General features: G+C 37.8%; 23 protein-coding genes. 13 read left to right on the top strand and 10 right to left on the bottom strand.

The window, feature by feature from the left end:
• Positions 1–135: 135 nt before the first annotated feature.
• A complete protein-coding gene (locus tag AOM43_RS09075) occupies positions 136–939 on the top strand; it encodes an inositol monophosphatase family protein (protein ID WP_006341366.1) in 804 nt (267 codons plus the stop codon).
• Here the strand turns inward: AOM43_RS09075 and AOM43_RS09070 are convergent.
• Positions 936–2291 (bottom strand): amino acid carrier protein, encoded by a 1356-nt coding sequence (locus AOM43_RS09070; RefSeq protein WP_006341367.1) that lies wholly within the window; start codon positions 2289–2291, stop codon positions 936–938. The two genes, AOM43_RS09075 and AOM43_RS09070, sit on opposite strands and share 4 nt — an antisense overlap.
• A gap of 421 nt (positions 2292–2712) precedes the next feature.
• On the opposite strand from AOM43_RS09070, the gene AOM43_RS09065 reads away from it, so the two are divergent.
• Positions 2713–3936, top strand: a complete 1224-nt coding sequence (locus AOM43_RS09065) for a cation:proton antiporter (protein WP_006341368.1) — start codon at positions 2713–2715, stop codon at positions 3934–3936.
• A 225-nt stretch (positions 3937–4161) separates the two neighbouring features.
• Here AOM43_RS09065 and AOM43_RS09060 read toward each other — a convergent pair whose 3' ends face one another.
• The 4 genes from AOM43_RS09060 to AOM43_RS09045 all read right to left on the bottom strand — a co-directional run bounded on the left by AOM43_RS09060 (position 4162) and on the right by AOM43_RS09045 (position 6291).
• Positions 4162–4398 (bottom strand): hypothetical protein, encoded by a 237-nt coding sequence (locus AOM43_RS09060; RefSeq protein WP_226987468.1) that lies wholly within the window; start codon positions 4396–4398, stop codon positions 4162–4164.
• A 448-nt stretch (positions 4399–4846) separates the two neighbouring features.
• Positions 4847–5485, bottom strand: coding sequence for a hypothetical protein (locus AOM43_RS09055; RefSeq protein WP_006341371.1), 639 nt, complete (start codon positions 5483–5485; stop codon positions 4847–4849).
• Between the two features lie 12 nt (positions 5486–5497).
• Positions 5498–6052 carry a hypothetical protein gene (locus tag AOM43_RS09050; protein ID WP_006341372.1) on the bottom strand — a complete coding sequence of 185 codons (555 nt, stop codon included), beginning with the start codon at positions 6050–6052 and terminating at the stop codon, positions 5498–5500.
• A 32-nt stretch (positions 6053–6084) separates the two neighbouring features.
• The gene (locus AOM43_RS09045; protein ID WP_006341373.1) at positions 6085–6291 is read right to left on the bottom strand and encodes a hypothetical protein; all 207 of its coding nucleotides are present in this window, start codon (positions 6289–6291) and stop codon (positions 6085–6087) included.
• A gap of 169 nt (positions 6292–6460) precedes the next feature.
• Here AOM43_RS09045 and AOM43_RS09040 point away from each other — a divergent pair, with 169 nt between their 5' ends.
• The 3 genes from AOM43_RS09040 to AOM43_RS09030 all read left to right on the top strand — a co-directional run bounded on the left by AOM43_RS09040 (position 6461) and on the right by AOM43_RS09030 (position 9748).
• Positions 6461–6757, top strand: coding sequence for a metal-sensitive transcriptional regulator (locus tag AOM43_RS09040; protein ID WP_013924483.1), 297 nt, complete (start codon positions 6461–6463; stop codon positions 6755–6757).
• Positions 6758–6779: 22 nt separating this feature from the next.
• Positions 6780–7019, top strand: coding sequence for a hypothetical protein (locus AOM43_RS09035; protein ID WP_144016280.1), 240 nt, complete (start codon positions 6780–6782; stop codon positions 7017–7019).
• Positions 7020–7147: 128 nt separating this feature from the next.
• Positions 7148–9748 carry a hypothetical protein gene (locus AOM43_RS09030; RefSeq protein ID WP_039376368.1) on the top strand — a complete coding sequence of 867 codons (2601 nt, stop codon included), beginning with the start codon at positions 7148–7150 and terminating at the stop codon, positions 9746–9748.
• On the opposite strand, the gene AOM43_RS09025 is transcribed toward AOM43_RS09030, so the two are convergent.
• Positions 9743–10603: a LysR family transcriptional regulator gene (locus tag AOM43_RS09025; protein WP_059359951.1), complete on the bottom strand. Its 861-nt coding sequence runs from the start codon at positions 10601–10603 to the stop codon at positions 9743–9745. The two genes, AOM43_RS09030 and AOM43_RS09025, sit on opposite strands and share 6 nt — an antisense overlap.
• A gap of 116 nt (positions 10604–10719) precedes the next feature.
• Between AOM43_RS09025 and AOM43_RS09020 the strand changes: the two genes are divergently transcribed.
• From AOM43_RS09020 to AOM43_RS09000, 5 genes are all read left to right on the top strand, one after another.
• Positions 10720–11592, top strand: a complete 873-nt coding sequence (locus tag AOM43_RS09020) for a hypothetical protein (RefSeq protein WP_059359949.1) — start codon at positions 10720–10722, stop codon at positions 11590–11592.
• Positions 11593–11614: 22 nt separating this feature from the next.
• The gene (locus AOM43_RS09015; protein WP_006341380.1) at positions 11615–12565 is read left to right on the top strand and encodes a hypothetical protein; all 951 of its coding nucleotides are present in this window, start codon (positions 11615–11617) and stop codon (positions 12563–12565) included.
• Positions 12566–13372: 807 nt separating this feature from the next.
• Positions 13373–14104, top strand: coding sequence for a transporter substrate-binding domain-containing protein (locus AOM43_RS09010; RefSeq protein ID WP_226987467.1), 732 nt, complete (start codon positions 13373–13375; stop codon positions 14102–14104).
• Positions 14104–14760, top strand: a complete 657-nt coding sequence (locus tag AOM43_RS09005) for an amino acid ABC transporter permease (RefSeq protein WP_059359945.1) — start codon at positions 14104–14106, stop codon at positions 14758–14760. The genes AOM43_RS09010 and AOM43_RS09005 overlap by 1 nt, the downstream gene beginning before the upstream one ends.
• Entirely contained in the window at positions 14757–15479 is a 723-nt protein-coding gene (locus AOM43_RS09000) for an amino acid ABC transporter ATP-binding protein (RefSeq protein ID WP_006341383.1), read from the top strand. Before AOM43_RS09005 ends, AOM43_RS09000 begins: the two co-directional genes overlap by 4 nt.
• 7 nt (positions 15480–15486) lie before the next feature.
• Here the strand turns inward: AOM43_RS09000 and AOM43_RS08995 are convergent, their stop codons facing one another.
• From AOM43_RS08995 to AOM43_RS13965, 3 genes are read right to left on the bottom strand one after another with little or no spacing between them, the layout of a single operon-like run.
• Positions 15487–17100: a DUF2608 domain-containing protein gene (locus tag AOM43_RS08995; protein WP_013924476.1), complete on the bottom strand. Its 1614-nt coding sequence runs from the start codon at positions 17098–17100 to the stop codon at positions 15487–15489.
• Position 17101: 1 nt separating this feature from the next.
• Complete coding sequence (locus tag AOM43_RS13970) at positions 17102–17434, bottom strand: DUF2608 domain-containing protein (protein ID WP_264358368.1); 333 nt, start codon at positions 17432–17434, stop codon at positions 17102–17104.
• 31 nt (positions 17435–17465) lie between these two features.
• The gene (locus AOM43_RS13965) at positions 17466–17906 is read right to left on the bottom strand and encodes a DUF2608 domain-containing protein (RefSeq protein WP_264358367.1); all 441 of its coding nucleotides are present in this window, start codon (positions 17904–17906) and stop codon (positions 17466–17468) included.
• A 113-nt stretch (positions 17907–18019) separates the two neighbouring features.
• Between AOM43_RS13965 and AOM43_RS08985 the strand changes: the two genes are divergently transcribed.
• Together AOM43_RS08985 and AOM43_RS08980 are read left to right on the top strand one after the other, a co-directional pair.
• Positions 18020–18865 (top strand): LysR family transcriptional regulator, encoded by an 846-nt coding sequence (locus AOM43_RS08985; RefSeq protein WP_006341386.1) that lies wholly within the window; start codon positions 18020–18022, stop codon positions 18863–18865.
• Positions 18866–18946: 81 nt separating this feature from the next.
• Complete coding sequence (locus AOM43_RS08980) at positions 18947–20419, top strand: hypothetical protein (RefSeq protein WP_059359943.1); 1473 nt, start codon at positions 18947–18949, stop codon at positions 20417–20419.
• On the opposite strand, the gene AOM43_RS08975 is transcribed toward AOM43_RS08980, so the two are convergent.
• Positions 20407–21270 carry a bifunctional GNAT family N-acetyltransferase/NUDIX hydrolase gene (locus AOM43_RS08975; RefSeq protein WP_059359941.1) on the bottom strand — a complete coding sequence of 288 codons (864 nt, stop codon included), beginning with the start codon at positions 21268–21270 and terminating at the stop codon, positions 20407–20409. The genes AOM43_RS08980 and AOM43_RS08975 overlap by 13 nt on opposite strands.
• A 609-nt stretch (positions 21271–21879) precedes the next feature.
• On the opposite strand from AOM43_RS08975, the gene AOM43_RS08970 reads away from it, so the two are divergent.
• Positions 21880–23403: a hypothetical protein gene (locus tag AOM43_RS08970; RefSeq protein WP_059359939.1), complete on the top strand. Its 1524-nt coding sequence runs from the start codon at positions 21880–21882 to the stop codon at positions 23401–23403.
• The last annotated feature ends 740 nt before the right edge of the window (positions 23404–24143 follow it).

Raw genomic sequence — 24143 nt, 5'->3', positions numbered from 1 at the left:
TTTTCTTTACTTTAGAGAGTTTTTTTTGTTTGTAAAATAAAAAATTTACAAAAAGACATCATTTAATGATTTCCCCATTGAGCATAAAGTCTTTTTATACTATTTTTCTTAAAAAGGAACCAATTGTAGTAACTAATGGACATTCCCAATCATTTTTCAGATTTAGCTCGAGCTGCTTTTCACGTTGCTAAAGAAGCTGGAAGTCTCTTAAAATCGGGTTATCAAAAAGATTTCGATATCATCCCTAAAGAGATGAAAAATGATGTTGTCACAAGCTATGACTACGCCTCTGAACAATTAATTGTCGCGCGTTTAAGTGATCAATTTCCCACGCATTCATTTTTATGTGAAGAACGTGGGGCAATGCCCCATCCAGACGGGTCGATTTGTTGGATGATCGATCCTCTCGATGGGACTGTTAATTTCGCCCACCATGTCCCCCTGTTCTGTGTCACCATTGCAGCCTGCCAAGAAAACGACGTTCTATGTGCAGTCACATATGCACCGGTTTTAGAGGAGCTATTTATAGCAGAAAAAGGGAAAGGGGCTTATTTAAATGGAAGACGTTTAAAGGTTAGCGCCACCTCCTCAGCCCATGCAGCCTATATCGGAACCAGCCTTTCTTTTAATCTCCATCTACATCCCACTCATTCGATTGATGTTTTTAGCAAAGTCGCCCACTTAGGTTCCCCGATGCGAGCTCTCGGTTCAACAGCTTTAAATATGGGTTATATAGCAGCGGGAAGGCTCGATGCCTACTGGAGTATCAGTGGAGCTTTAAGTCCATGGGATATTGCAGCCGGCATTTTGATGATAGAAGAGGCTGGAGGGGTTGTCACACAAGTAGATGGATCAACCTGCCAACTGAAAAATTCAAGCTCGCTTTTAGCTTCTAATGGAAAAATTCACCAAGAGCTCATTCAATATTTAAGCTCTTAGGCATTCCCATTCCCTGAAAGCGCCGTATCCGTTTTTTCTGCAGGAACGAGAGAAAAAACAATCTGATGACGCAATTTGAAAATCCCTAAAAGATTGGTTATTAAAAGCAATGAACCTGCAACGGACATCACCAACAACGCTTGGGTTTGATCAAAGAAAGAAAAGAAAATAAATGCACCAATCGCATAAACTACATAAGCTGCAAAGCCATACGTTGGGCTTAAAAAGCGCGCACATTTAATGCCCACACAAAAATAGGCAATCATCGTTGTATATCCGACAATGAGAAGAAATATCGGAATAAAAACATGCATAAAAGGAAAGTAAGCACTCAAGGCTTGCTGAACTAAAGAAGATCCTTCAATTGGGGCTGTCCACACACCTGACAATAAAACGATCAGGATACTCATTGTGCAAACTAAGTTGTCAATACAGACACCTAAAATGGCAAGCTGAGCCTGTCTTTCTGGATAAACAGTACTCGATTCACTCTGAATGATGGAATCATATCCAATCCCAATATCTGAAGAATAAGCAGCTCTTGAAATCCCATGTTGAATCGCAAGCAAAGCAGAGCTCCCAGCAAAGCCACCTACAGCAGCATGCCCTGTAAAAGCTGAAATAAAGACATTTTTAAGAACCCCAGGTAAAAAAGCGATTTCGTTTAAAATAATCCACGAACTCATTCCTAGATATATCACCATAAAAAATGGCATGATCCAGCTGCAAATTTTCCCAACCCGAGGAATCCCTCCTACACCCGCATACAAAATAACACCGAGCAAAGAGGCGATAATCACAAAACGATTAATTCCCAGGTTTGTGGAAAGGCTATTGGTTACAACAGAAAACTGGTAGATTTCTACACCATAGATACACAGCAAAACAGCCACAAAAATGGAGATCCATTGATTGTTAAAAGCGGAGCGCAGAAAATACTTCGGCCCTCCATCATAACCGCCGTGATTATTTGTCACACGATGCTTAATCCCAAGATAAATCTCTGAATATTTAATAATTCCACCCACAAGAGCCGCCATCCACACCCAAAAAAGCGCTCCTGGCCCACCAATTTGAATGGCGGTCACAATTCCGACAATATTCCCAATTCCAATCATCCCTCCTACTGAAGCAAAAAATGTTCGCAAGGGATGGACGCCTCGGGTTGTCTCTGAATTTGACTTATTAAGAAAACTAGCAAAGGTTCGAAAAATGGAGGGGATAGCGCGAATTTGGAAAAAACGGGTGCGAATTGACAAGTAAATTCCCAGAATCATGACTAAAACAAATGCAATATAACTCCAGAAAATGCTATCTAATTGGCTAAGGTAATAAAAAAAAGCATCTGTCATCGACATTCTCTAAAAGCTCCTGCAGTCTTCACTCGTACAATCAAAAAAAACAATTTACTATTAATTCACACGGGCATCTCACAAACAACTAATATGTTCATGGAAACTAAACATCATAAAAAGAAGTTAATTCATTTAGAACTAACGAAGGAAGGTTTGAATTTCAAAAGATTATACTGCTTATATTGATTTTCATTCAACAAACAACCATTAAAAGCGCAATACATATTTACCCTATGAAATTAAACATTCATTTTGATAATTTTAACTTGAATTATTTAGAACAAATTTAAACGTTTTTGTCTTTAGAGTCAAGGTTTGTTTTCAAAAAGATTGTGTTCTTTTCCTCTGCTAAAATTCCTAAAAATTAAGATTGTTAGTTATTTTTGACTATGTATAGTGAAGACAATAGTGAGGACATATGGATACCGAACTTTTCCGTTTAAAAATCGTCCTTGTTTTAACCATCGGATTCGCTTTAGCAGGATTGCTGGGTTATTTGTCTCTCCGCATGCGATTATCCCCTCTCTTAGGCTACCTGCTTGCCGGGTATGTTATTGGACCCTATTCGCCCGGATTTGTCACGGAAATTGACGTTTCAGAACAGCTTGCCGAAATCGGTGTCATCATGATGATGTTTGGGGTCGGCCTAAATTTTAAACTAGAAGATCTGTATAATGTCAAATGGATCGCTATTCCAGGGGCAATAGGCCAAACTTTTTGTGCAACCATCTTTTCCACTCTTTTTATGTCCTATCTCGGTTGGCCCATCCAGACAGGCATTATCGTCGGCCTTGCGATTGGAGTGGCAAGTACAGTTGTATTAGTCCGTATTTTATCTGATTTTCATCTTTTGCATACCCAACAAGGGAAAATCTCCGTTGGTTGGCTGATTGTAGAAGACATTTTAACTGTGATCATGCTCATTTTGCTACCCGTTATTGCATCTCTCTCCAAAAGTGGAGGATTTTCCATGCGGGAAAGCTTCTACCTCATGGCGATTGCTCTTTCTAAATTTGCGCTTCTCACGATCTTGATGTTTACCATTGGTAAAAAGCTAGTAATCTATATCTTGTCTGCTGTCGAAAGAACAAAGTCTAAAGAGTTATTCACAGTTGCCATTTTAGCTCTGACCTTTGGAGTCGCCACAGCTTCTGCCTTAGTTTTTGGTGCCTCCATCGCAATGGGAGCCTTCATTGCCGGAATGATCATTGGGCAATCTGACGTTAAACATCTAGCATTTCGTCATGCTGAGCCCTTAAAAAATGCTTTCGTTGTCACATTTTTTCTCTCCGTCGGGACTCTTTTTAATCCAGGTGCTATTTGGGAATTTTTTCCGTTATTCATTTCAATCCTCGGAATCGTTTTAATTGTAAAACCCTTAGCCGCATTTCTCATCGCTATTGCCCTTAGACAAACCACTTATACAGCAACTGTTGTAGGCTTAGCCCTCGCACAAATCGGGGAGTTTTCTTTTATTTTGTCTGAAGAAGCCATGCGGTTAAAGCTACTTCCCGACGAAGGCTATGATGCGATTGTCGCTGTCGCGCTAGTCTCCATTGCACTCAATCCACTCCTTTTTAAATTGATTGAAACGCCTGCACAAAGCGAACATGACGAGAAAGAAGAGCTCCACGGCCATTAAACTTGACTATATGCTTTGAAAAGAGGCAAATCGTTCTTTTCATCAATAAGATCAGATGAAGGTAAAACCTTTAAAATATGGGATTTTATCATATTTTGAGCCAATTCACTCTCTTGGTTTTGCAAAGAATAATAGAATAGCAACAACAATTCATCCGAGACATTTGAGCAGACAAAAGATCTCGATAAAACGTCCTCGTTTCAAAAAAGTTGGAATTCAAAAATCTTAAAATAATGGAAATCGTGTCGACATAAAAATCGACCAAATCACCTGTCTTTCAAAAAAACCCTTAGGAGCTTCGACCGCCCCCTTTTCAGAAAATTGCTTACGGTAGGCAATAAAAAGGGAGAGCAATTCTTGTAAAGCCAGCTTGCCAATATAAACGCCTTGGTTTGATGCGGATTTTGGCAAATCCCTTTCTTCCAAACGTTTTGAATCTAGGAAGATATCTTGTGTGATCAAGGAAAGATGCTTCAACAGTTCAAAAAAAATCGTCTCTAAACGCTGTAATCGAATATATACATTTTGCTCTTGCAAAGCTTGTGTAGATCAAGACATTTCTTCTCGTGATAATTTGACTTCTTGCGTAGATTTTTCCAAATATTTTTGATTTAAAAAGATAGTGAACAAGACCCCAATAAAACTGAAATAAGCGAGAATCGGATTCAGAATCCCACCAAAAAAATCTCCTGTTTGTCCCCATTTTTCAATTGAGACAAACCCGGAATGAAGTTAGGCCTTAAAAAAAAGAAAGAAGGCGAGCAAAAGAAAAAGAAGCACAGATAGGGGAGCAAGCAAGATCATCCACCGACTTGCCCTTTTTTTGGACTCTAATTGCTCATCCATATTGTTTCCCTTAAAGACTTTTATTCCCATGAGGTAACACAAAATGGATATTTTATAAATTAATTTAGGTTACAGTTGCCAGTTTTAAGACTTTCTTTTGTTTACGCGCGGCATAATTGATTTTCCTTAATTCCCAACAACAAATTCCGTAATGAATTGAATAATACATAAAAACACCCGAAGTAAATAAAGCGAAATCCTCTGCATTGTAAAGTCCCAGAATTCCATTATTAATCATAGAAAACATAAACTTCAGACTGAGCGCTATTAATGCGATAGGAGAAAAAAGACATCCCATAATGGCATTTAACATTAATAGCCAAGTTCCTTGCTTGATCCAAATTCTCCAAAAAACAAATCCAGAAACAGCCATAAAAATCAGAGTCAAAAAAAATTCACTTAAAATAAATGCCACTGCATTTGAACTTAATGAAAAAAATATGAGCAGTAATTTGTCCAACCAATTTAACAAATTGATTATAGTAAATGTTTTAAGCCATTTTTTTCGAATACTCAACTCACTTTGAATCTTTTCTTGCTGCTCAGCGGTCTGATTACAGTCTAAGGATAAGTCATGGATAAATTGCTCCTGAAGCACATCTACTTTTCGATTAAACCACTTCTTTAGCTCATAACAAGCCACTCCTAAAAATCCAAGAGCGATGAACCAATAGCCGATATTTAAACATTCATTTAAAGACATCTTATTCTCCTACTAAGCTGGTACAGAAATAAGCTTGCGCATTTTGTACGCATAATTTTTACTTCTTAGTCTCCAACAATAAAAACTAAAATACACAAACATGCACTGCAGAACAAAGTTAGCGTACGGTTCATAATGCAATAGATCCTTAATTCCATTCGTCTGATGTAAAAAAATCATTGTTCTGGGAATACTTGTCATGATGATCAGCCCCACTGGGATTCCTAGGCAACCAATCAGGGTTAAAAGCCAAGTCCCCTTTTTGATCCAAGCCCTCCAATAGATCAAACACCCTTTGCAAAAAAAGGAAATCGCTAGAAATCCCCCTATCCAGAAATCCGCCTTCCCATCCATCATTCCCTTAATCATCATCAGAAGCCAAGTCGAACAATTGAGTGAAACAAACAAAATTAACCATTTTTTACGAATCAAGAGTTCCTCTTGAGTCATAATTTCGATACAACTTTCCATAACGCTAATTTTTTGTTTTACCCAGTTGCTTAAAACCCAAATAATACCAGCTAAGACAACGACTAAGCCTGCACTTTGATACATTTCATTGTTCATGCTTTGAATTCCTCCTGAAAAAGTAGATGTGATTAATTGAGAAATAATAATGCATTCGCCAGACCTTTATAAAACTCATCGCTTTGGGAAAAACCACCGGCTTGAACCACCCAACCAAGCAAATAAAAAACAACGAATGTAATGATCCATTCTTTTTTTTGGATCGCGCTATTTTGCCACGTGAATGGCACCAATCTCAAAATGACAAGCAATACGCAAAGAACTAATATTTTTTCCATATTGGACTAGACCTCTGTCAATACGAATTTTTTTGTTAACAGAACGCTCAAGAATTTACTTTCCTTCACTGTTTTAAATCAAATGTTTTTTGGTTATCAGGATTTTTTTTACTTCTTGCCGAAATACCGTACAGGGGTATAGTATTTTTCTAAACAAAGGATAATCTTCATGAGCGATCACGACTGTAAAAACCATCATCATCCCTGTCATAAAAAAGAAGTGGCTAATCTTAACCGCATTAGTGGGCAGATTGAGGGGGTAAAAAAAATGATTGAAGAACGGAGATATTGTCCTGAAACTTTAACGCAACTACGCGCCATTCGTTCTGCCATCAAAAGCATTGAACTGCGCATTTTAGATGTTCATCTATCAAGTTGCGTCTCTCAAGCGAGTCTCTCGAGTGATCAAAATGAACAAAAAAGAAAAATTGATGAAATTCGAGACCTCATTAAAAGATTTGAATAATTAAACAACAAACAAGGAGTCAATGATGCAAAAAGTTCTCAATTTTTTAGGGGCCTCTTTTATTGCAGTGAGTTTTTTGTCTGCTAATCCAATTCCTGCACCCAGTAAAGCTCCATGCCCCTGTGAAGATTGCAAATGCACCATGCAAAACCATTGCGGATGCCTATCTGAAGAAAACGCGCATTTAGGTTGCAAATGTGGAAAAGAAGAATGCGGATGCGAACAAAAAAGCGAATGTACGCTTCTTTCTTGCTGCGGATAATTATTTAATTATTTAAAGCTTTTAGTTCCCTGTAATACTGAAATAAAACAAGTTAATTATAAATTAAACTTTATAGTATAATAAAGATATAATTAAACTTCATTTTATTTCAGTAAAATAGGGTTATTATGGGCTTAGATTCTTCTCATCTCACTCCAGCGGTGAGCCCTTCTTTGCCTGGAGTTGAATTTCATGAAATCAAGCAAGAACCTTCTAAAAGTACAATGGAAGTTTCCATAGATGGGCACCCTCATGCGATCGCTCTTTATCATGATACAAATTTTGACCCCTCTACCCAGTTAGAATCGACCCTTAAAAAAATCGTCAATCTCGTCCGCGATAACCCAACACGAACCAATCCCCTCGAATTTAAGTTAGAAAATGGGGAGGTAGACTTCAAAGATCGTAAAATCACCGAACATCCCCAAAAAATAGGGACATTTACCAAGCTAAAAAACTATATTTCGAATTGGATTTCGAGCTTTATCACTTCTAAAAAAACACCTACACCAACTTTGAGCAAAGTAGAGACCATACCCATTACCCCCCAAAATGAATCTCCTAAACTGAAAGAATTCAGCGCTTTAGAAGCTAAGCAGGCTTTAGACTTGATTCACACCTTGCGTGATGCCCAACAAGCCGGAGAAACAAAAGTCATACACAATGGTACTGAATATCAGATCCCAGAACAAGATAAATACGGCATAACAACCTGGAAATTAGACATTAATGGGAAATCATTCGAGATTAATGAATTTGCTCCCGGAGCCTATCACGATGTTAAAACAGAGGGTTTTCTGAAACGGCAAGAGTTAGTCATGGATGCCGCAGAATTGTACCTAAGCGAGATGTCGACAACTCACGATTATACCGTGGGAAAAAACAAGGAAAGGAAAGAAAGTCCAGATCCCGTGATTACGGCAGAACAAAAACAAGAAATTATGGACCGCATTAAACATTTAGAAACAAAATGCAAGGAGTCCATCGAAGCAGAATGCCAAATCGACCCAAACAAAATTCGATCACCTGAAGGAGATGAACATTATAAGCAGATACATAAGATCGCAGAAGAAAAGATCGCCCAGCTTGCAACCGATATTAGCTATGTTATCAAAACCTCAATCCCTTCCGGAACAAATCGCCCCGCTTTTAGCTTGAAACAGTTAGCCGAATATGAGAAAAAAAGCGTCCTTAATCGTGGCAGGCCAACCATCATTAATACTTTCTACATCGATTCCAAACAATTTGTCAGCATGCAAATACCCGTCTCTAAAACCACGATCCCCAGCACTATCCGCAACAGTCCTGGTCTAGTCAATTATGTACGCACCTCATTTGGAATATTGGATGAAAATCATCACATGCAGGTTTTATATAGCGGAATCCGCCACTCTAGCTATCCTCCCATTACCATTGCCGATGCCTATAAACGACAAGCCATTGCTGGCCAAAATGCACGCCAAGGCTTGATCGATGCGGCACAAAATATTCTGCAAGACACAGATATTGAAACATCCCCGGAAAAACCATTAGAAGTTCCTTTGCGCAGCATGTTATTACTGACTGCCAAGCAAATCGACTTTGTACGCAATCGCTCATACGGGATTATAGGAAAATGGAAGGGAGAAAGTGAAACAACCCAGTTAGAAGAATCCGCTCAGGCACTTCGCCTATTTAATAATCGGGTAATCAAGGTAGAAATTGATGGTAAAGACGTTTGGATTAAGCCCAACATTTCTTTTATGAATCTGGGAGCTAATGCAGCGGCAACAAATGCATCTCGAGTAAGTAAGCTCGCGGATGCAGCCAGTCAAGCAGGCATTAATGCGCGAGGATTCAATACGCTTGAACAAGATATCTCCAAGTGGACTTCCACAGCCCTTGATAACTTGAAAGGACAAGTATCACCAGAAATACTCTCTCTACTGAAAAATATCGCTTCTGATAATGTGAGTGATGCGGAAATTCAAAAACAACAAGACCTAGAAGCCTCTCTCCAAAAGAACCTGTCAATTTTATATGAAAATTTAGAAACAGCTCAAGACGCATACTTAAAAACAGGCACATCTTTTTCTAAAAATGTGATCAATAAAACACAAGAAGAAATTCGTTCTCTTGAAAAGCAAATCGACCAAGCAAACAAATCATTACTTACAGCCCGTACAAAGGCTTTTCGTAAGCGAGAAAGCACACTAGAGCAAAACGTCAATATCTTAAAAGGAATTGGAAAAGATCCCGACTGGTCAGCTGAAACCACAGCACAATTTAAAGACTTGCAGCAAGTTTTAGCTCTGCACTATGAAGCTCAAAAAGTCTTTCATCATAAAAAATTTCGTGAAACCGATCATGTGATGGACTTCCAGGTCGCTTATAATTTGCTACAGGATAAAATAGGAAATATTAATGAATTTTTCTGTAAAAGTGCGGAAGATCGCACTGGTCGTGTAGATGATAGAATGCAGGAAAGCCTAGTCTTTCAAGCTCTACATGGGCGTTTTCCAGGCTCACTAGATGCGGAGAAAGTGCAAACCTATGCAGTCGCGATTAATCAATATTCGGCCAGCCAAAATAACACAGAACAAAATTCCAATGCTCGCGGAGAACAAATTGGAACAGAAATCAATAAAGGAATACCTGCCAGAAGGGGAAAATTGCACTCCATTTTAGCTAAGCACATTTTCAAAATAGCCAAAAAGCTCAAGCCCTCAAACGAGGCTCTCATTTCATAGAAAAAATTGATCAAGAAAAGAACATGATGGTCGTGATAAAGCATGCCCTTTATTGTATATCGCACAAATTTCATATTCAAAAATGGGGAGATCAATAGGAAAGACCTTCAAACTTGTATAACGATTATTCGCCACAATGTAATCAGGAAAAAAACCAATTCCAATATTCATTTCTGTAAAACGCGCCACAACTTCCCATGCAGCTAACTCAGCCTGTATTTTTAACTGCTGTTGGTTTGCTTGTAACATGTATTCCTGCAAGCTAGCGATATACATACTTTCTGCATAATCAATTAAAATCCCTTTTTCAAATAGCTGAGGATGCGATTCTACGTGTTGATATAATTGAAAAACCCCTTTCCTAAGCAAATGTTTAGAAAAATCTGTAAACTCACTGGAATTAACAACAATAGCAAATTCAGCTTCCCCTTGCCTTAAAGCGCTCCGAATCAAATTTAATCCACCTAACTTGTAACTAATCGAGACTGAAGGAAATTGAGCCTGCATTTTTTTATACATTGGAGCGATGAAAAACATTCCAAGGCTGTTTGTACTCACAAACTTCACGACGCCATTTACCCCTTCTTTATTGTAATGAATTTTTTCATGTATCGCTTGAACTGCCGTGAAAATATGCCTCGCCTGTTCAAAAACGATTTTTCCTTCTTCCGTGATTTGAAATTTCTGACGGGAATGCACTATAACTTTAGCTCCCAAAGAAATCTCCAATTTACTAATAGCTTGACTCACAGCAGACTGAGTAACAAAATTGGCTTTGGCTGCCTCTGAAATGCTATTAAAATTAACAGCATCACAAAAATATTTTAGATGTAATAGATTAAGATGGGGATTCATAGGATCTAATATTAAAAAAAGTGATTTTCTTAATCAATTTAATTAATTTTTCTTACCAGTCTGTCTTTTGTTAGTCTTGTGGCAGAAACAAAAAACACCTAACCAAAGGCGGCCATATGTTTAACCCAACGCAAAGCACGCATTCTCTAAGCAAATACTGCGACTTCAAAACAGGACAGATTACCCCTCATTGTCAAATGCTTTTAGAAAAGGCCGGTATTGATCTCGAGGAAAAAAACATCACAAAGGTTGCTGCAAAATTAGATCACTTAATTGGTTACACCCATAATGTGAATGCTATACGCTCGGAAGGGAAATATCCTTCTTCCGAACATGCCAAAAAATTTCTCAAATATCACTGCGCACAAAGAAAAAAAATTGTGGATGTCCAAAGAGCCAAAGGGAAATCTGTATCCATCATCATGCTTGGAGGTGCCCCTCTTCCTATTCGCAATCGTTCTTTAGCTGCAATCAAAATCGCTAAAAAAGAGATCGACATCCAAAACATTGTTATTTTTGTCAGGACTTCAGAAGAGATTTCAAAAACTGAACAAATTATCATAAATCTATTTAAAGCCCACGCATTGCATGTTTCTCCCAAAATCCATTTGGTAGGAGATGTTTCTACTGGGTTATTAGAAGCTGGATTAAAACAAACAAAGGAAGAGTGGAGAGGTAAGAACTACATGCTTGCAAGCGATCCCATGATGTGTGATAGAATGGAAGCGATGGCCAAAAAAACCTTAGATGAGGTGGATGCAAGCTGCGTCGGGTTAGCCTCGATTCCTGTTAAAGATTATCGAAAAGACCTTCTCCTCGCTAAAGCGAGAACGTCGCAAGAAATAATCGACATGACACTTGAGGACATAGTTCCTGCCAATCTCAGTTTAAGCCAAGATGACATCATCGAAAACGCGCGTGTTGAGCTGTGGTTTGAGGCCAAAGCCATACACGAAGCAAGCTTCGCCTACGAAAAAAACTCTCAATAATATTTTAACATCGAGCCACAACATGCATATTTCACAAACAAATGTAGTCATTCCTGACTTCATTTTGCTAAATTTAGATTTGAATGGAACTGTCACATTTGCAGATACAACCAAGAATGTCAATGAAATCATTTACGAAGTAGCTGGAGCCATTTTTTCTTGTTGGAATGGTTCTGCAAGAATGTCTTACAAAGACTACATTCAAAAAGTTCGTTTCCCTGGAAACAAATACCAAAAAGACATTAAAGAAAAACAGGAAGAAGAAATTGGAAAATTTCTTCTATATTTAGAAGAAAAAGCCTCTACAAGTGCAGAGCGTGCAAAACTTTATCATGAAGCTTCTGTTCTCTATCGAAAGCTCGCAGAAAAATATCTCCATCCAGCAACAGAAAGAGCCGTATTTACTCCCTTTGATTCGGTTTTTAAGCTGATTCAAACAATTGAAAAAAGATGCCTTTATACCTGTATTATTCGGACTTTTGGCAATGATGGCCCTCTCATAGCAGCCGCATTTAAAGAAAAAGGAATCACTTTAGATCGTACAGCCATATTTAGCTCTGCAGGGATGCAATTGAGTGATCAAACAACCGTATTAAATGGTGAAAAACTATTAGAATCAATGCTCGAGACTAATACATTAGGTAAAGATCACGTTCAAGAATGGTTTAATAACGATCGAAAAGCAGAATCTGGAAAACGAATTTATTGTGTTTCTGACAGCCACTTCAAAGGAAGAACAATCATATCCATCATTTTTGATGACAATCTAAAAAAAATAAAAAATGATCTTCCTGCTGATCCACAAGAACAAAATATCGCCTTCCCCATTGACGTGTATGGCCGACCAGTATCATGGAATGCAAAAGGTATCATTGGAATTCGGGTAAATCCAATCAAAGCAGCTTTAGATGAAAATTACTTTGTGAAAAAAGTGAATAAAGCTCTCTCAAAACGGGGTTTCACTACTATATAACATTTTGACAAATGCCTAGAACTGATTCTGGGCATTTGTCAAAAAGCTACTTCGCCAGCCATCCGACATGCGATCTTCAAATTTGAAAACTAGAATTCAATCAACAAAAGCTTTTAAAGCATGGAATAGCCGTGGTTTTGCATGACCATCAATGGTATAATCTTCTTACACATTTGCGAAACGATAAAAAATTTATTAAAAAAATTGTATGGTCTAGCACCTATATTTCGTAACAAAGCTTGATTTAAACAATTTTGGAATGAAGACATTAAACCACCCAATCGAGGAGAAGCGAAACGCGGTTTGGGCCACACATGCAATTTTTTAGCAGGAAAACAGCTGAAATACTTAAGTCTGTTTTTGCTTTAACTAAACAAAATATAGATTGACCTTCAAATTAGAAATAGTTTAAAATGAATTCCTTTACCAAATTGCAATGAACAATAGGTTGCAAATCATGAACATTCACATAAGCACTCTTTTAGAGCCAGAGAATACATCCAAGCCGTTTTCTCATTCATTATGTTCCCTTTTCTTGTCTTCATTTGCTCTTTCTTTTCGCCGTCGGCGTTAATACCATTCTTTTTTTCCTTTTACTTTTTTATTTCAAACAATAGCTAGCTAACAAACCTATTTTTATCATCTGTTTGTTCTCTAAGTTTATTATTTTATTTTTTCTAAACTTTAATAAGTATTTGGACTTCATTGCCCAAACTCTTATGCAATTAAGGACTTATTATGCCTTCCAATTTTAAAATTATTTTCGCCCTTTTTTTGACAATCATGCTTGTCCTTGGGTGGACTAAGATGAAACCTTTTCAAACAGATGACTCCTTTGCCCAGCAAACACTTGTGATCGGCCTGCAAAGTGGCTATCCTCCTTTTGAATTCATGGACGCCAACGGAAAAATTATCGGCTTTGACGTAGAGCTTGCGGAGCAGATTGCCTCAAAATTAGGCAAAACACTTGTCATCAAAGATATGGAATTTGAAGGTGAAATCCTCTCTCTTAAACAAGGCAAAATTGATTTGATTGTGAGTGGGATGAACATCACACCTAGCCGACTTAAGGAGATTGCGATGATTCCTTACCATGGAGAGGCTGCCACATCTCTGAGTTTAGTTTTCTGGAATGAAATTCCGCAAGGAGTTCATTCCATTGAAGATATCGCCAAATTACCCAACCCCTCCATTACAGTGGAATCGGGCAGTCTTCCTGAAGATTACATTAACCATTACAAAAATATTCATGCCAAATCTTTCCAAGGCTCTCTTGCTCCTTTAATGGACGTCAAATATGGCAAATCTGTTGCCAACCTAGTCCAAACTGACGTTGCAACATATCTGCAAGAAAAACATCCTGAAATCAAAATATTGAGCATCCCTCTTTCAAAAGATGACGCTATTTTAGGCTTTGGCATCGGAGTCAAGAAAGAGAACCAAGGACTGTTTCAGCAAGTTCAACACATCATCCAAGAACTAAAAGCCTCAGGCGAACTCAAGCAGTTAGAAAACAAATGGTTCAAGGAAGTGCAATAATGTCAGAAGAATTGTTACTCATAAAGTCCTTGCCATTACTCCTTCAGGGAGCTTTTTCAACGATCCAAATAGCCATAGTCTCTATACTTATAGGCCTGTGCTGTGGAATTATACTAGGAATCCTGAATTGCCATAAAATGCGTAATCCTACTTCGTCATGTCTCATTAATGGCTTTGTCTGGATAGTCAGAGGCACCCCCCTATTTGTCCAAGTGCTAATTGTCTATTATGCTTTGCCCGAAGTGATTGGTCTCTCATTATCTCCTTTTGTAGCTGGAGTTACCGCTCTAGGCATTAACTCAACAGCCTATATTTCAGAAATTGTGCGTGGCGGAATTAATGCCATTCCTGAAGGTCAATGGGAAGCCGCACATGTCATTGGACTCAAACCCTGGCAAACTTTAAAAGGCATTATTTTACCTCAAATGCTTCGTATTACCCTTCCGAGCTTAACGAATGAGCTGACCGCATTGATTAAAGAGACAAGTATTCTCATGGTCATCGGAGTGGCCGAGTTAACAAAAGTCAGCAAAGACATTGTCACTCGCGAACTTGATCCCATGACGATCTACTTAACGGCCGCATGTCTCTACCTGGTGATGACAAGCAGCGTTTCCATTCTCGCACAATTCATACAAAAAAGAGGGCAAGCATGATTTCAGGAAAAAATATCGTATGGAAATACAAGCATAAAAAAGGCTCTACGCTTATCTTAGATGACGTCTCGTTTGAGTTAAAACCGGGAAGAATCACAACGTTTATGGGTCACAGCGGGGCCGGTAAAACGACTTTACTGAAATGTATCGCCAATTTGCATTCTGCGTACGAAGGGCTCATTACATGTAACGGAAAGGATGTTAAAACCCTTTCTTCTATCGAAAGGGCAACATCTATTGGTTTTGTTTTACAACAATTCCATCTGTTTCCTCATCTTACGGTTCTCCAAAATTGCACATATGCTCCCATACATGCCATGGGCATGTGTCCAGCCGAAGCAGAGCGCAAAGCAATCGAAATTCTGACTTCATTGGGAATGCATGCGCATATACATGCATACCCATCACAATTATCGGGAGGACAGCAACAGAGGGTCGCCATTGCACGTGCACTCGTTTTACATCCAGAAGTTTTACTTCTGGATGAGCCCACATCAGCCTTAGATCCCGAAAGCAAAAAAAATCTCGAAGACCTACTGCTCGATTTAAATGCTCGTGGAATCACCATTGCCCTATCAAGCCATGACATGCCCTTTATTCGACGTATCATGGATTGTGTCTACTTTATGGAAAAAGGAGAACTTGTGGAAGAGTGGGACAAACACACAGAGGAACTCTCCTCGAAGCAGAAAATCAAGCAATTTTTAGAAAATATTTAAAGAATCCCTACTCATGCATCCGGTGCAAATCATTGCACCGGATTTCTTCATCACTTAACCACTTGCCATGCTTTAATAAGTAATCAAACTGAAACTTAATTAAATCCGGATCAATTTTGTCTTTTGGCAAGCTAGCACCCAAATAGTGAAATCCAACAAAAGGGATGTCAAACTCATCTAAATATTGCTTCACACTCTCAAGATTATCTGCTAAGTCATCTATAAATAGAACGTTGGAAGGCTTCCAATTTATCCGTTTTAAAAAAGCGATTAACACTTCACCTTTCGAATACCCTTTCGAAAATAAAATGCCATTTTCAAATAAAGGAGCAGGACGATTTTTTTTGCAGATTTCGGTAAGGCTAAAACTTTCTTGACAAGGTGCCTCGGCAGAAAAATCAATGCCTAGAGTTTTTAGATGTCGAATCCGCCATTGCTCAACAGATGGAATAACTCCAAAGCGTCCTGTTGGACAGCTTGTCAAAGCCATGGTTTTTATTCCTTTGACTTGCAGACTTTCAATAAAGCCTGGAGTAGATCCTTCCACTAAAACCCGTTTTGGAAGAAGCATAGTTAAGCTAAGCTGATTTTCTAATTCGTCCTTTTCTTTATCTGTTTTTGCTTTCTCAAATGCATCGTAAATAAGCCCTAAAAAAATTTCATCGCATTCTGGATGTAAAAAAATATCTGTGGTCGAAATCAAGACTTCATCAACATCAAAAACAACTAAAGCATCTTCATCGATATTTTCTATATATGCATTGATTTCATTGATGTGTTGAATTTGTTGGGGGCCATTCATCTTCTTTAAAGCTTCGCTATCGCTTAGCCAAACACCTGTTTTAGCGAGATGCATGAGCTGAAATTCAGCTAAGGCCTCGTCAACAATACATGGACGATTCTCCACATCTGTATAATGGAAACCGATAAATTCAATTCCCGTACCTTCCAGAGCATCTTCTACCGATTTGAGATAATCAAAACTGTTATCAATAAAAATGACTTTGGATGGCTTCCAGCCGATGCTATTTAAGAATGCAATGAAAACTGGTCCTTTGGCTTGTTTGTTTGAACACAAGATGCCTTGTTTAAATAGAGATGCTTGGTTTCCCGGAACCTGAATTTTTAAATTCTGGAATTCGGGTAAAGCCTGGCTGAAATCAAGACAAAATTTTTTAAGGTGCGCGATACGCCAGTCCTCCATCGAAGAAATGGCTCCACAAGGACCTGTACCCATTCTTGTAAAAGCAATGGTTTTGATATGACGTTGTTGTAAAGAATGGATAATGTCTACCACTTTAGGATCGACAATTTCGTACTCGATTGCTGACAAGATTTGACCGAAAAAATAGTCCCCATCATGTTTACCTGGAGGTACTATTGCGGGATTTTCCAATGTTTTTTTCGCAAGTTGAAACCAGATATGTCTTGCTGCGGGGCGCAAAATGTGATCTTTCGAAACAATTAAGGTATCATCAACATCAAATAAGACAAGGCTATCTTGGCCAATATTCTGTGTGACTTTTTCAAAAGCGGCTAAATTTGGAGCTTCCACAATCAAAGCTTGAGCTGTTGCCTGTGAAAGATAGAGTGCAATTAATAGAATCGTTATCTTTTTCATATTACTTAAGTTCCTTTACTTCAGAGGCATATTTCAACCATTGCAATTCAAATTCATCCTCTGAAATCCTTTGTGAAGGATAATTTTGAGCTCCAAGAAAATGCAATCCCTGATATTCAATAGGCTTTTCAAGCTGTTGGATAGCATTCTCAAGGCTTTTGAGATTATCTTCTCGGTCATCAATAAAGATAACCTTATCAGGATATTTGCCAGCCTTTTCAAGGAACGTCACGAAAACCTCACCTTTAGAAACTGCATTGCCATTGACGAAAAGAATTCCGTCTTGATAAATCGAATAGTTTCCTCGATAGGCTGTCAAATTGTCAAAAACCAGTGTGTGTGGATAGGGAGAAGCCTTGGAAAAATCAATTCCCAGCTGTTTTAATCCTTCTATCCGCCCATTTCCCCATATTCTCTATTCCACCAAATTGTCCTGTTAAATGGGCCGTAAGTGCCATTGTAGGGATATTCTTTCCTATGATATTCGATAGATATTGTGGCGTTCGTTCATCTATCAAGACTGAAGGACAACTAGTTGTCATCAAACTCAAGAACATCATTTGCTTGTCAACTGGTATATTTTTCATAATAGTCTTGGAAATCGCCCCAAAACGTTTCATATTTGCCATTTGAAAAGCCGGATTGCTTGGCTGGATCAAAACCATATCCACGTCAAATATCGCCCATGTTTTCGAATCGGCATCGCTAAAATGCTGAAAAACTTCTTCCATATTGTAGACAGTTGTAATTTGCGCATGACATAAAAAACTGCGTACGATCAGAAGGATTAACCAAAATTTTCTCATCTCTCATCCCTATTGTTTGAGTGCATTAAATGAAGAGTGTATAGAGGGATTAGATTTAGCGAAAATTAATTAATGTGATACCCTGTATAAGCAATACTTATACATGAGGTCAAATGAAGTTCATTCCAAACATTACCTTTCTTCGCTACTTTTTTAGTGCTGGACAATCCAAAAGTATCTCCAGAGCATCTAAAGAAAACTTTGTCAGTCAATCGGCTATCAGCCAAGCCATAAGCAAATTGGAAAAAACTTTAGGGAAGCAACTGATCACGCACGAAAAAAATCGCTTTCAACTAACAGCAGATGGCTTATTACTCCTAGACAAGTGTAAGCAAATTTTCACGGTATTTTCTGAAATCGAAGATGCGTTTAATGAGACAGATAGTGTGTTCAAAGGAAAACTCTCTTTTGCTTGCACCCACAGTTTTGCCCTATCGTTACTCCCCGCCTATTTAAGTAAACTTTCTCAAACATGGGAAAAAATTGAACCCATTCTAAGATTTGGACATACAGGTACCATTGTGGAACTTGTTAAAAAAGGAGATGTCGATTTTGGAATCGTTTTGGACAACGAGGATTTTTCGCTATTTCATTCTCGCGAAATTTACAGGGGTGAATATCATTTATACACAGCAAAAAAATTCACAGCAAATGCTAAGAACAAATTTATCCTCAGTGAAGAACGAAAAGAGGTTTCATTATTAAAGCAGCATTTCCAGAATAACGGAGTTGAAATACATGCTTATATGGAAGTATCCAGCTGGGAAGTGATTGCAAGCTTGGTTGAACAGGGTATGGGAATTGGCTTTCTTCCTGACTATATTGCAGGCAAACGAGCACTGATCCCTTATGAATACTCAATTCCTAAAATCCCCTATCGAATTTTAGCAATCTCCCCGAAAAATAGGAAGCTCTCTAGAAATGCACAGATGTTTATTGATCTAATAGGTCAAATCTAATCACTCATCTTAATTCTTTCAAAAAAAACCGATTTGACGAAGATTGAAATTTAGCAATTCGACAATGAGAAAAAACGAAATATGACTTATGCAACCATTATCCCTTTTGATAGCGGGGACTCTTATATTGTTAGATCTCTTCCAATTGAAGAAAAAAACTCAAGTAAACCTATAGATATCCTGGGACGGACAAAACAAGATCGAGAATTTCTAATACAATTTGTAAAAATTTTTAATGCAGCTAATTTGGGTGATTTAAAAACCTGTCAAAAAGTCATTAAAGAAGGATTTTGCGATTTAAATGCTTACCGTTACTTCGCCGGCAAAGTAGACGCCTCCCGTATGAGGCTAAATAACGTCACCCCTGTAAAAATGGCGGAAATGCAAGGACATCTTGATATTGTTGAATATTTCCATAAAGTTTCAAAAAGTATTTCAAAAGGTAAGCAAAAACAAACCTCTTATGAAGACCTCAATGAGCATCAATTGAAACGAAAAATTAAAAAGTTAAAAAAGAAAGAGATGGCCTACCAAAGGGAAATCGCCAAACTTAAAGATCAAATTGAACAAATACCTGAAAAACCTGGACCTTCTAAAATAATCTTAAACCTATATGCGAATGATCTCGCTGAAGCGATGTGTCGCTCTGTCCCTGATGAAGAGCTATGCGATCTAGTAAAACAAGTTGTGATTCACGAAGAGAAAAACACGTTAAATAACCCTCTTGATTATATTATAAATCATCAAGGTGAAAACCCAGAGATAGCTGTTCAAAGAATGGCCTTGATCTATCCCGTCACCACCATACATTTGGAAAATGCTCTTTCGAAGAGCTATTCACCAAAAACGATGCAATTGATGCTTCAACAAGCCTGCATCCATCAGGATGTTGATACAAAAGAATGTCTCCCGTGGTTATTTTGTCATGGTTATCCCGAAAAGCTCATTCGTTTATTTATTATGTATGCATCAGAAATAGAATTTAGACATCTCCCCAAAGCATTTAAACTAAACTTTTCCTTGAAAACGATAGAAATTTTGGTCGACAAGATTCCTGAATTGGAGGATGAGATATGGAATTACATCTTTCCTGAAACACATAGCATGCTTGATTTTTTTGAAGAACAGCTGGCTAAATTTAAAGAAGGAACCGAGGATGACCTTTTGCCACCCAGATTCTTTGATCTTTATTGGGAGCATTTTAAAGATAAGCCAAAGCCCTACCTTCCTCATTTAACTCCTTTCCCAAATACATTCATTCGGAAGGTTATCCATAAATGTCCCGCTCTTTCATTTGATATCGGTCGTGTATTAGGACAAGTAGATGAAGAAATGTTGTGGTTCTTATTAAAGCAAAATATTAGTGTTCTACCTCTTCATTTTGAACATGTTTTACTATATGGATATTCAGATAAATTGGTCCTATACCTATTTGAAAGATTCAAAAAAGGGGAACTATCCAAACAAGCGCTCAAAATTGCAAGGCTTAGGCATTATTCCCAAGAGGTCATCCATAAGCTAGAGAAGAACTCTGCAAAATGCTATTTGATGTAGATATGCCATGTATGAGACTGCAAAAATTGCCAAAGCAGTGAAGAACATTTCTCTTTAGATAACATTTTAGGATCAATCCAAATATGCTGTAATTCTTGCTCCAAGTTGTTTAGAGGCAAAAGACCTTCAATTCGATAAATCATTCCAATTTGATAAAAGCAATAGGATTCATGTGCTGAAGTTTTTGGAACGTCGGTAGTCGTTGTCAAATTATCAAAAAGAATACATGACATAAACGACATGGCCACTTCTTCTGCAAATTCCCGACGCAGCGCTTGCTCAACGGATTCGCCAAATTCAATCCTCCCACCAGGAAAATCTAGCCGCCCCGCAAATGGGCCATGCTTTTGTTCGATCAAAAAAACTTTGTCCTCTGCTATGGCTAATCCATAAACACCCGTCCTAGTGATTTTTCTGATAACTGAAGCACCAGCCAAACTCTTTTTGAGGTAATGGAGGATAGTATCTTTTGCATATCCACCCCGTGAAGATTCAGTGACAAAGCCTAACCTTTGATAAAATTCCACAGCTTGAAAATTCATCGTTTCCACAAAAGCAAAATGACATCCTCGCTTTTTCCCATGTTCCAGAGCATGATTCATCAAATACCGACCTATTCCTTGCCCGCGATATCTTTCTTCTATAAAAAGAAATTTGATGTGGAGTTGTTCCCAAAAAAGCTGTACGACAACAGTCCCGACAAAATCGGAACCATCATAAATTTCAAAAGAGATCAGGTCTTCACTAGGACCATCGATGCTTATTGCATTGGTTGCTTGCCGAGCGAATCCTTGAAAAATCCTCTTCTTCATTTCTTCTGTTAAAAGATTCTCTTCGATATGATACTTCATTTGGTTTCCTTACTCTATTTGCAGTTGGATTTGACTGCCCAAGTAACTGAGCTGGATATTTTGCAAAGAAACTTGCCAATCTCTCTAAATGCTTCTCCGCTGCTTGGTATACGACCTTCACTTTTCTTCGCAGTGAATGACTTCAACATCTAGAAATGCTTCTAATTTCACTCTCCCATACTTCCATACAATTTAGTGAAAACGCCTGAACACACAGTCATAGATTTTCCCATCTATATCAAGCATGTTACAACGACAGGGGTCTAAAAGAATGTTTGTCATGAAATCACCAAAAAACATTGCTTCGCATGATACATAGCTTGTTTTTCAGCTTGCAAGTCGCTCATGTGTTCGATCAATTGTGCCAGATATCCATTTTCTTCGTGTGAGGTTATTGTTTCATTTTTACTAAGCTAAATTAAAGTGAAAAGAAGCATCATAACGACTTTAATTACAAAATGATAATAATAAAAACATAAGATTATCAAATACTTGACCTCCACCAATCAATTTCAAAAGAATGCTTATTCCTTGATAGTTAAAAATATAATTGAAATCAACCTTGTTTTTTTGATAAAATACTTATTATCTTTTCCCAAAAGGCATTTTATGAATACAACTTTATATGCACATAAAATTGATTTTGATCCCTCTTTCAAAATTGAATTCGCAGAAAATACTTCTTCCGCTATCCCTGCACTCATTAAAATATTGCAACCTTTTTCTTTTAGAAATGACATACAGTTAGACTTGTCTTCTGAAAAGCTTGAAACAATCACTCCGCTAGAACAAATTTTAAATTTGATCAAAAGAGGAAACACCCAAGAAGCGTTGTCACAGCTTTCCACCCTGTCTTCGACAGATGGAACTGATCACTTAATAAACATTGCGAAAGAGCTCTCGAAACCATCTTACGGCACCGAGAGTGTGAGGCAAGTTTTGAAATGGAATTTGCAACTTTCACTCCAACATTTGCATGGAAATGCTTACCAGACGAATAAAAAAATAGAAAAATTATTACGCAAAATTAAACAATTCAACAACTATCGTATCGAAAAAAGAGAATCCTATGGACACAGCCCTTCATACGCGTTTATCGATTTAGCAGGTAAAACATTTGCCATTTTAAAACATTCTGACCCTGAATATTACAATACGTTCAAGACTAAGCTTCTACCAGAAATGTATTTAAAAGCCAGTGTTTGGGAGCATGAAATCATTGGATATGAGCAAGATCAAATTCTCGGCTTGAAACGTGTTCCCACAACCCTAGCAGTCACTTTTGTAGTAAATCAAAAAGAGTCACATGGAACGATTCAAAAGTTTATCCAAAATTCAAAGACTGGATTTGATTTCTACAATCCTAAAGGTGCCAAATTACTCTTAGACGTTCAAAAAAACCATGTGCACATGCTTACTTTAAGTGGTTTTATTAAAGGAATAGCCGCCGGACATTTCAATAATTACCTTCTCAAACTATCTGAAGATAACCAAAAAATTGAAAAGATCTACGAAATTGATTTGGAAGAAATGCTGAATCCCTTTAATAAACTAAAGGGTAACGAAGTCGTGTTAGGCTATGAAAACATCGATGAAGAGCGCAAATCAACTGTTTACAAGTCTATTATTACATGTAGGATGTGGGTTTTAGGCCTTCCCCAAAATGCACAGCCATTTGAACGCGCGACTCTATTAACATTAACACATCCAAATTTTATTTCAGTTTTTCAAGAATACCATGAAAATGCTCGAAATTACTCTTGTATTTCGGAAGATTCTTGGTGTGCACAATTGGAAAGATTGGAAGTGATGCAAAATCTCGCAAGACTAGAACTGGAAAAAGAGGAGATCTCTTTAACTCCTCGTGATGTATATTTTGCTCTTTTTGGTGGGGAAGATTTGTGGAAGCTAGCAGAACAAGAAAACTATCCTGATTTGATCATCTCGAATAATCTTGTCAGTGATCCATATCAGCATGTGATTAAAGATTTTTCTAATCCAGCGGCAAGTATCAAAAATTGTAAAAGATTAGAGGAGCCACGCGAAGAGAGCCAAGAAGCTTATGATATCATGAACTTCTTTCGCATTATGCAAAACTTAGAACCTTTACCGATGCCGAGTACACATTCTTAAAGGGATTTTAATAGCCATATAATGAAATCCTGTAAACGTTCTTAAGAAGAGGGAAGCCGTGGAACCGACTCTCAGATTTGGCTATACAGATATAGTTATTAAACTTGTTAAAACAGGTATGTGAATTTTGGGATTGTTCTCGAGAATGAAGATTTTTCGGCCTTTCATGGTAGCGGAGAACATCGCCTATAATTGGCCAAAAGCTAGTCGGACAACCTGTAACTAAGTTTATGCTCAGTGAAGAGAGAAAAGGAGCTTCATTGCTTAAGCAATATTTCAATGATCATGCCGTTGAAATGAACCTTTGTAGATAGTATCTAGCAGGGAAGTCATCGAACGCCTAGCTGAACAAAGTATGAGAATTGGATTTCTTCCCGACTATATTGAGAGTAAACGAATTTTGATTCTCTATGATTGTCCCGTTCCAAAAATAAAAGCTCCTCGACAATACAAAATGTTTATCGATTTGATGAGTAGTATCTGACATTTTATGGTTGTAAGAAGGCTTGCAACAGACGCAAAAACGAGAAACAAACATTTAATGCCATCAAAATTGACGCAATTAACCAGAGATATTGTCAAATGTTGTGTTTTGAGCATCTAATAGCGCATCCAGCTTGTTAAAAATTAAGCTGTGTATTTCATATTAAAGACTTCTTCCCCATCTTTAAACTGCACACCCAAAATCAGTTTGTTAATCAACTCATGACCTTTTAATTTTCGCCATCGCTTTTGCGCTT

Source organism: Parachlamydia acanthamoebae, assembly GCF_000875975.1.
GTDB lineage: Bacteria > Chlamydiota > Chlamydiia > Chlamydiales > Parachlamydiaceae > Parachlamydia > Parachlamydia acanthamoebae.
Note: the sequence above shows the minus strand (reverse complement) of the source record. Positions and strands in the feature narration are given on the sequence as shown.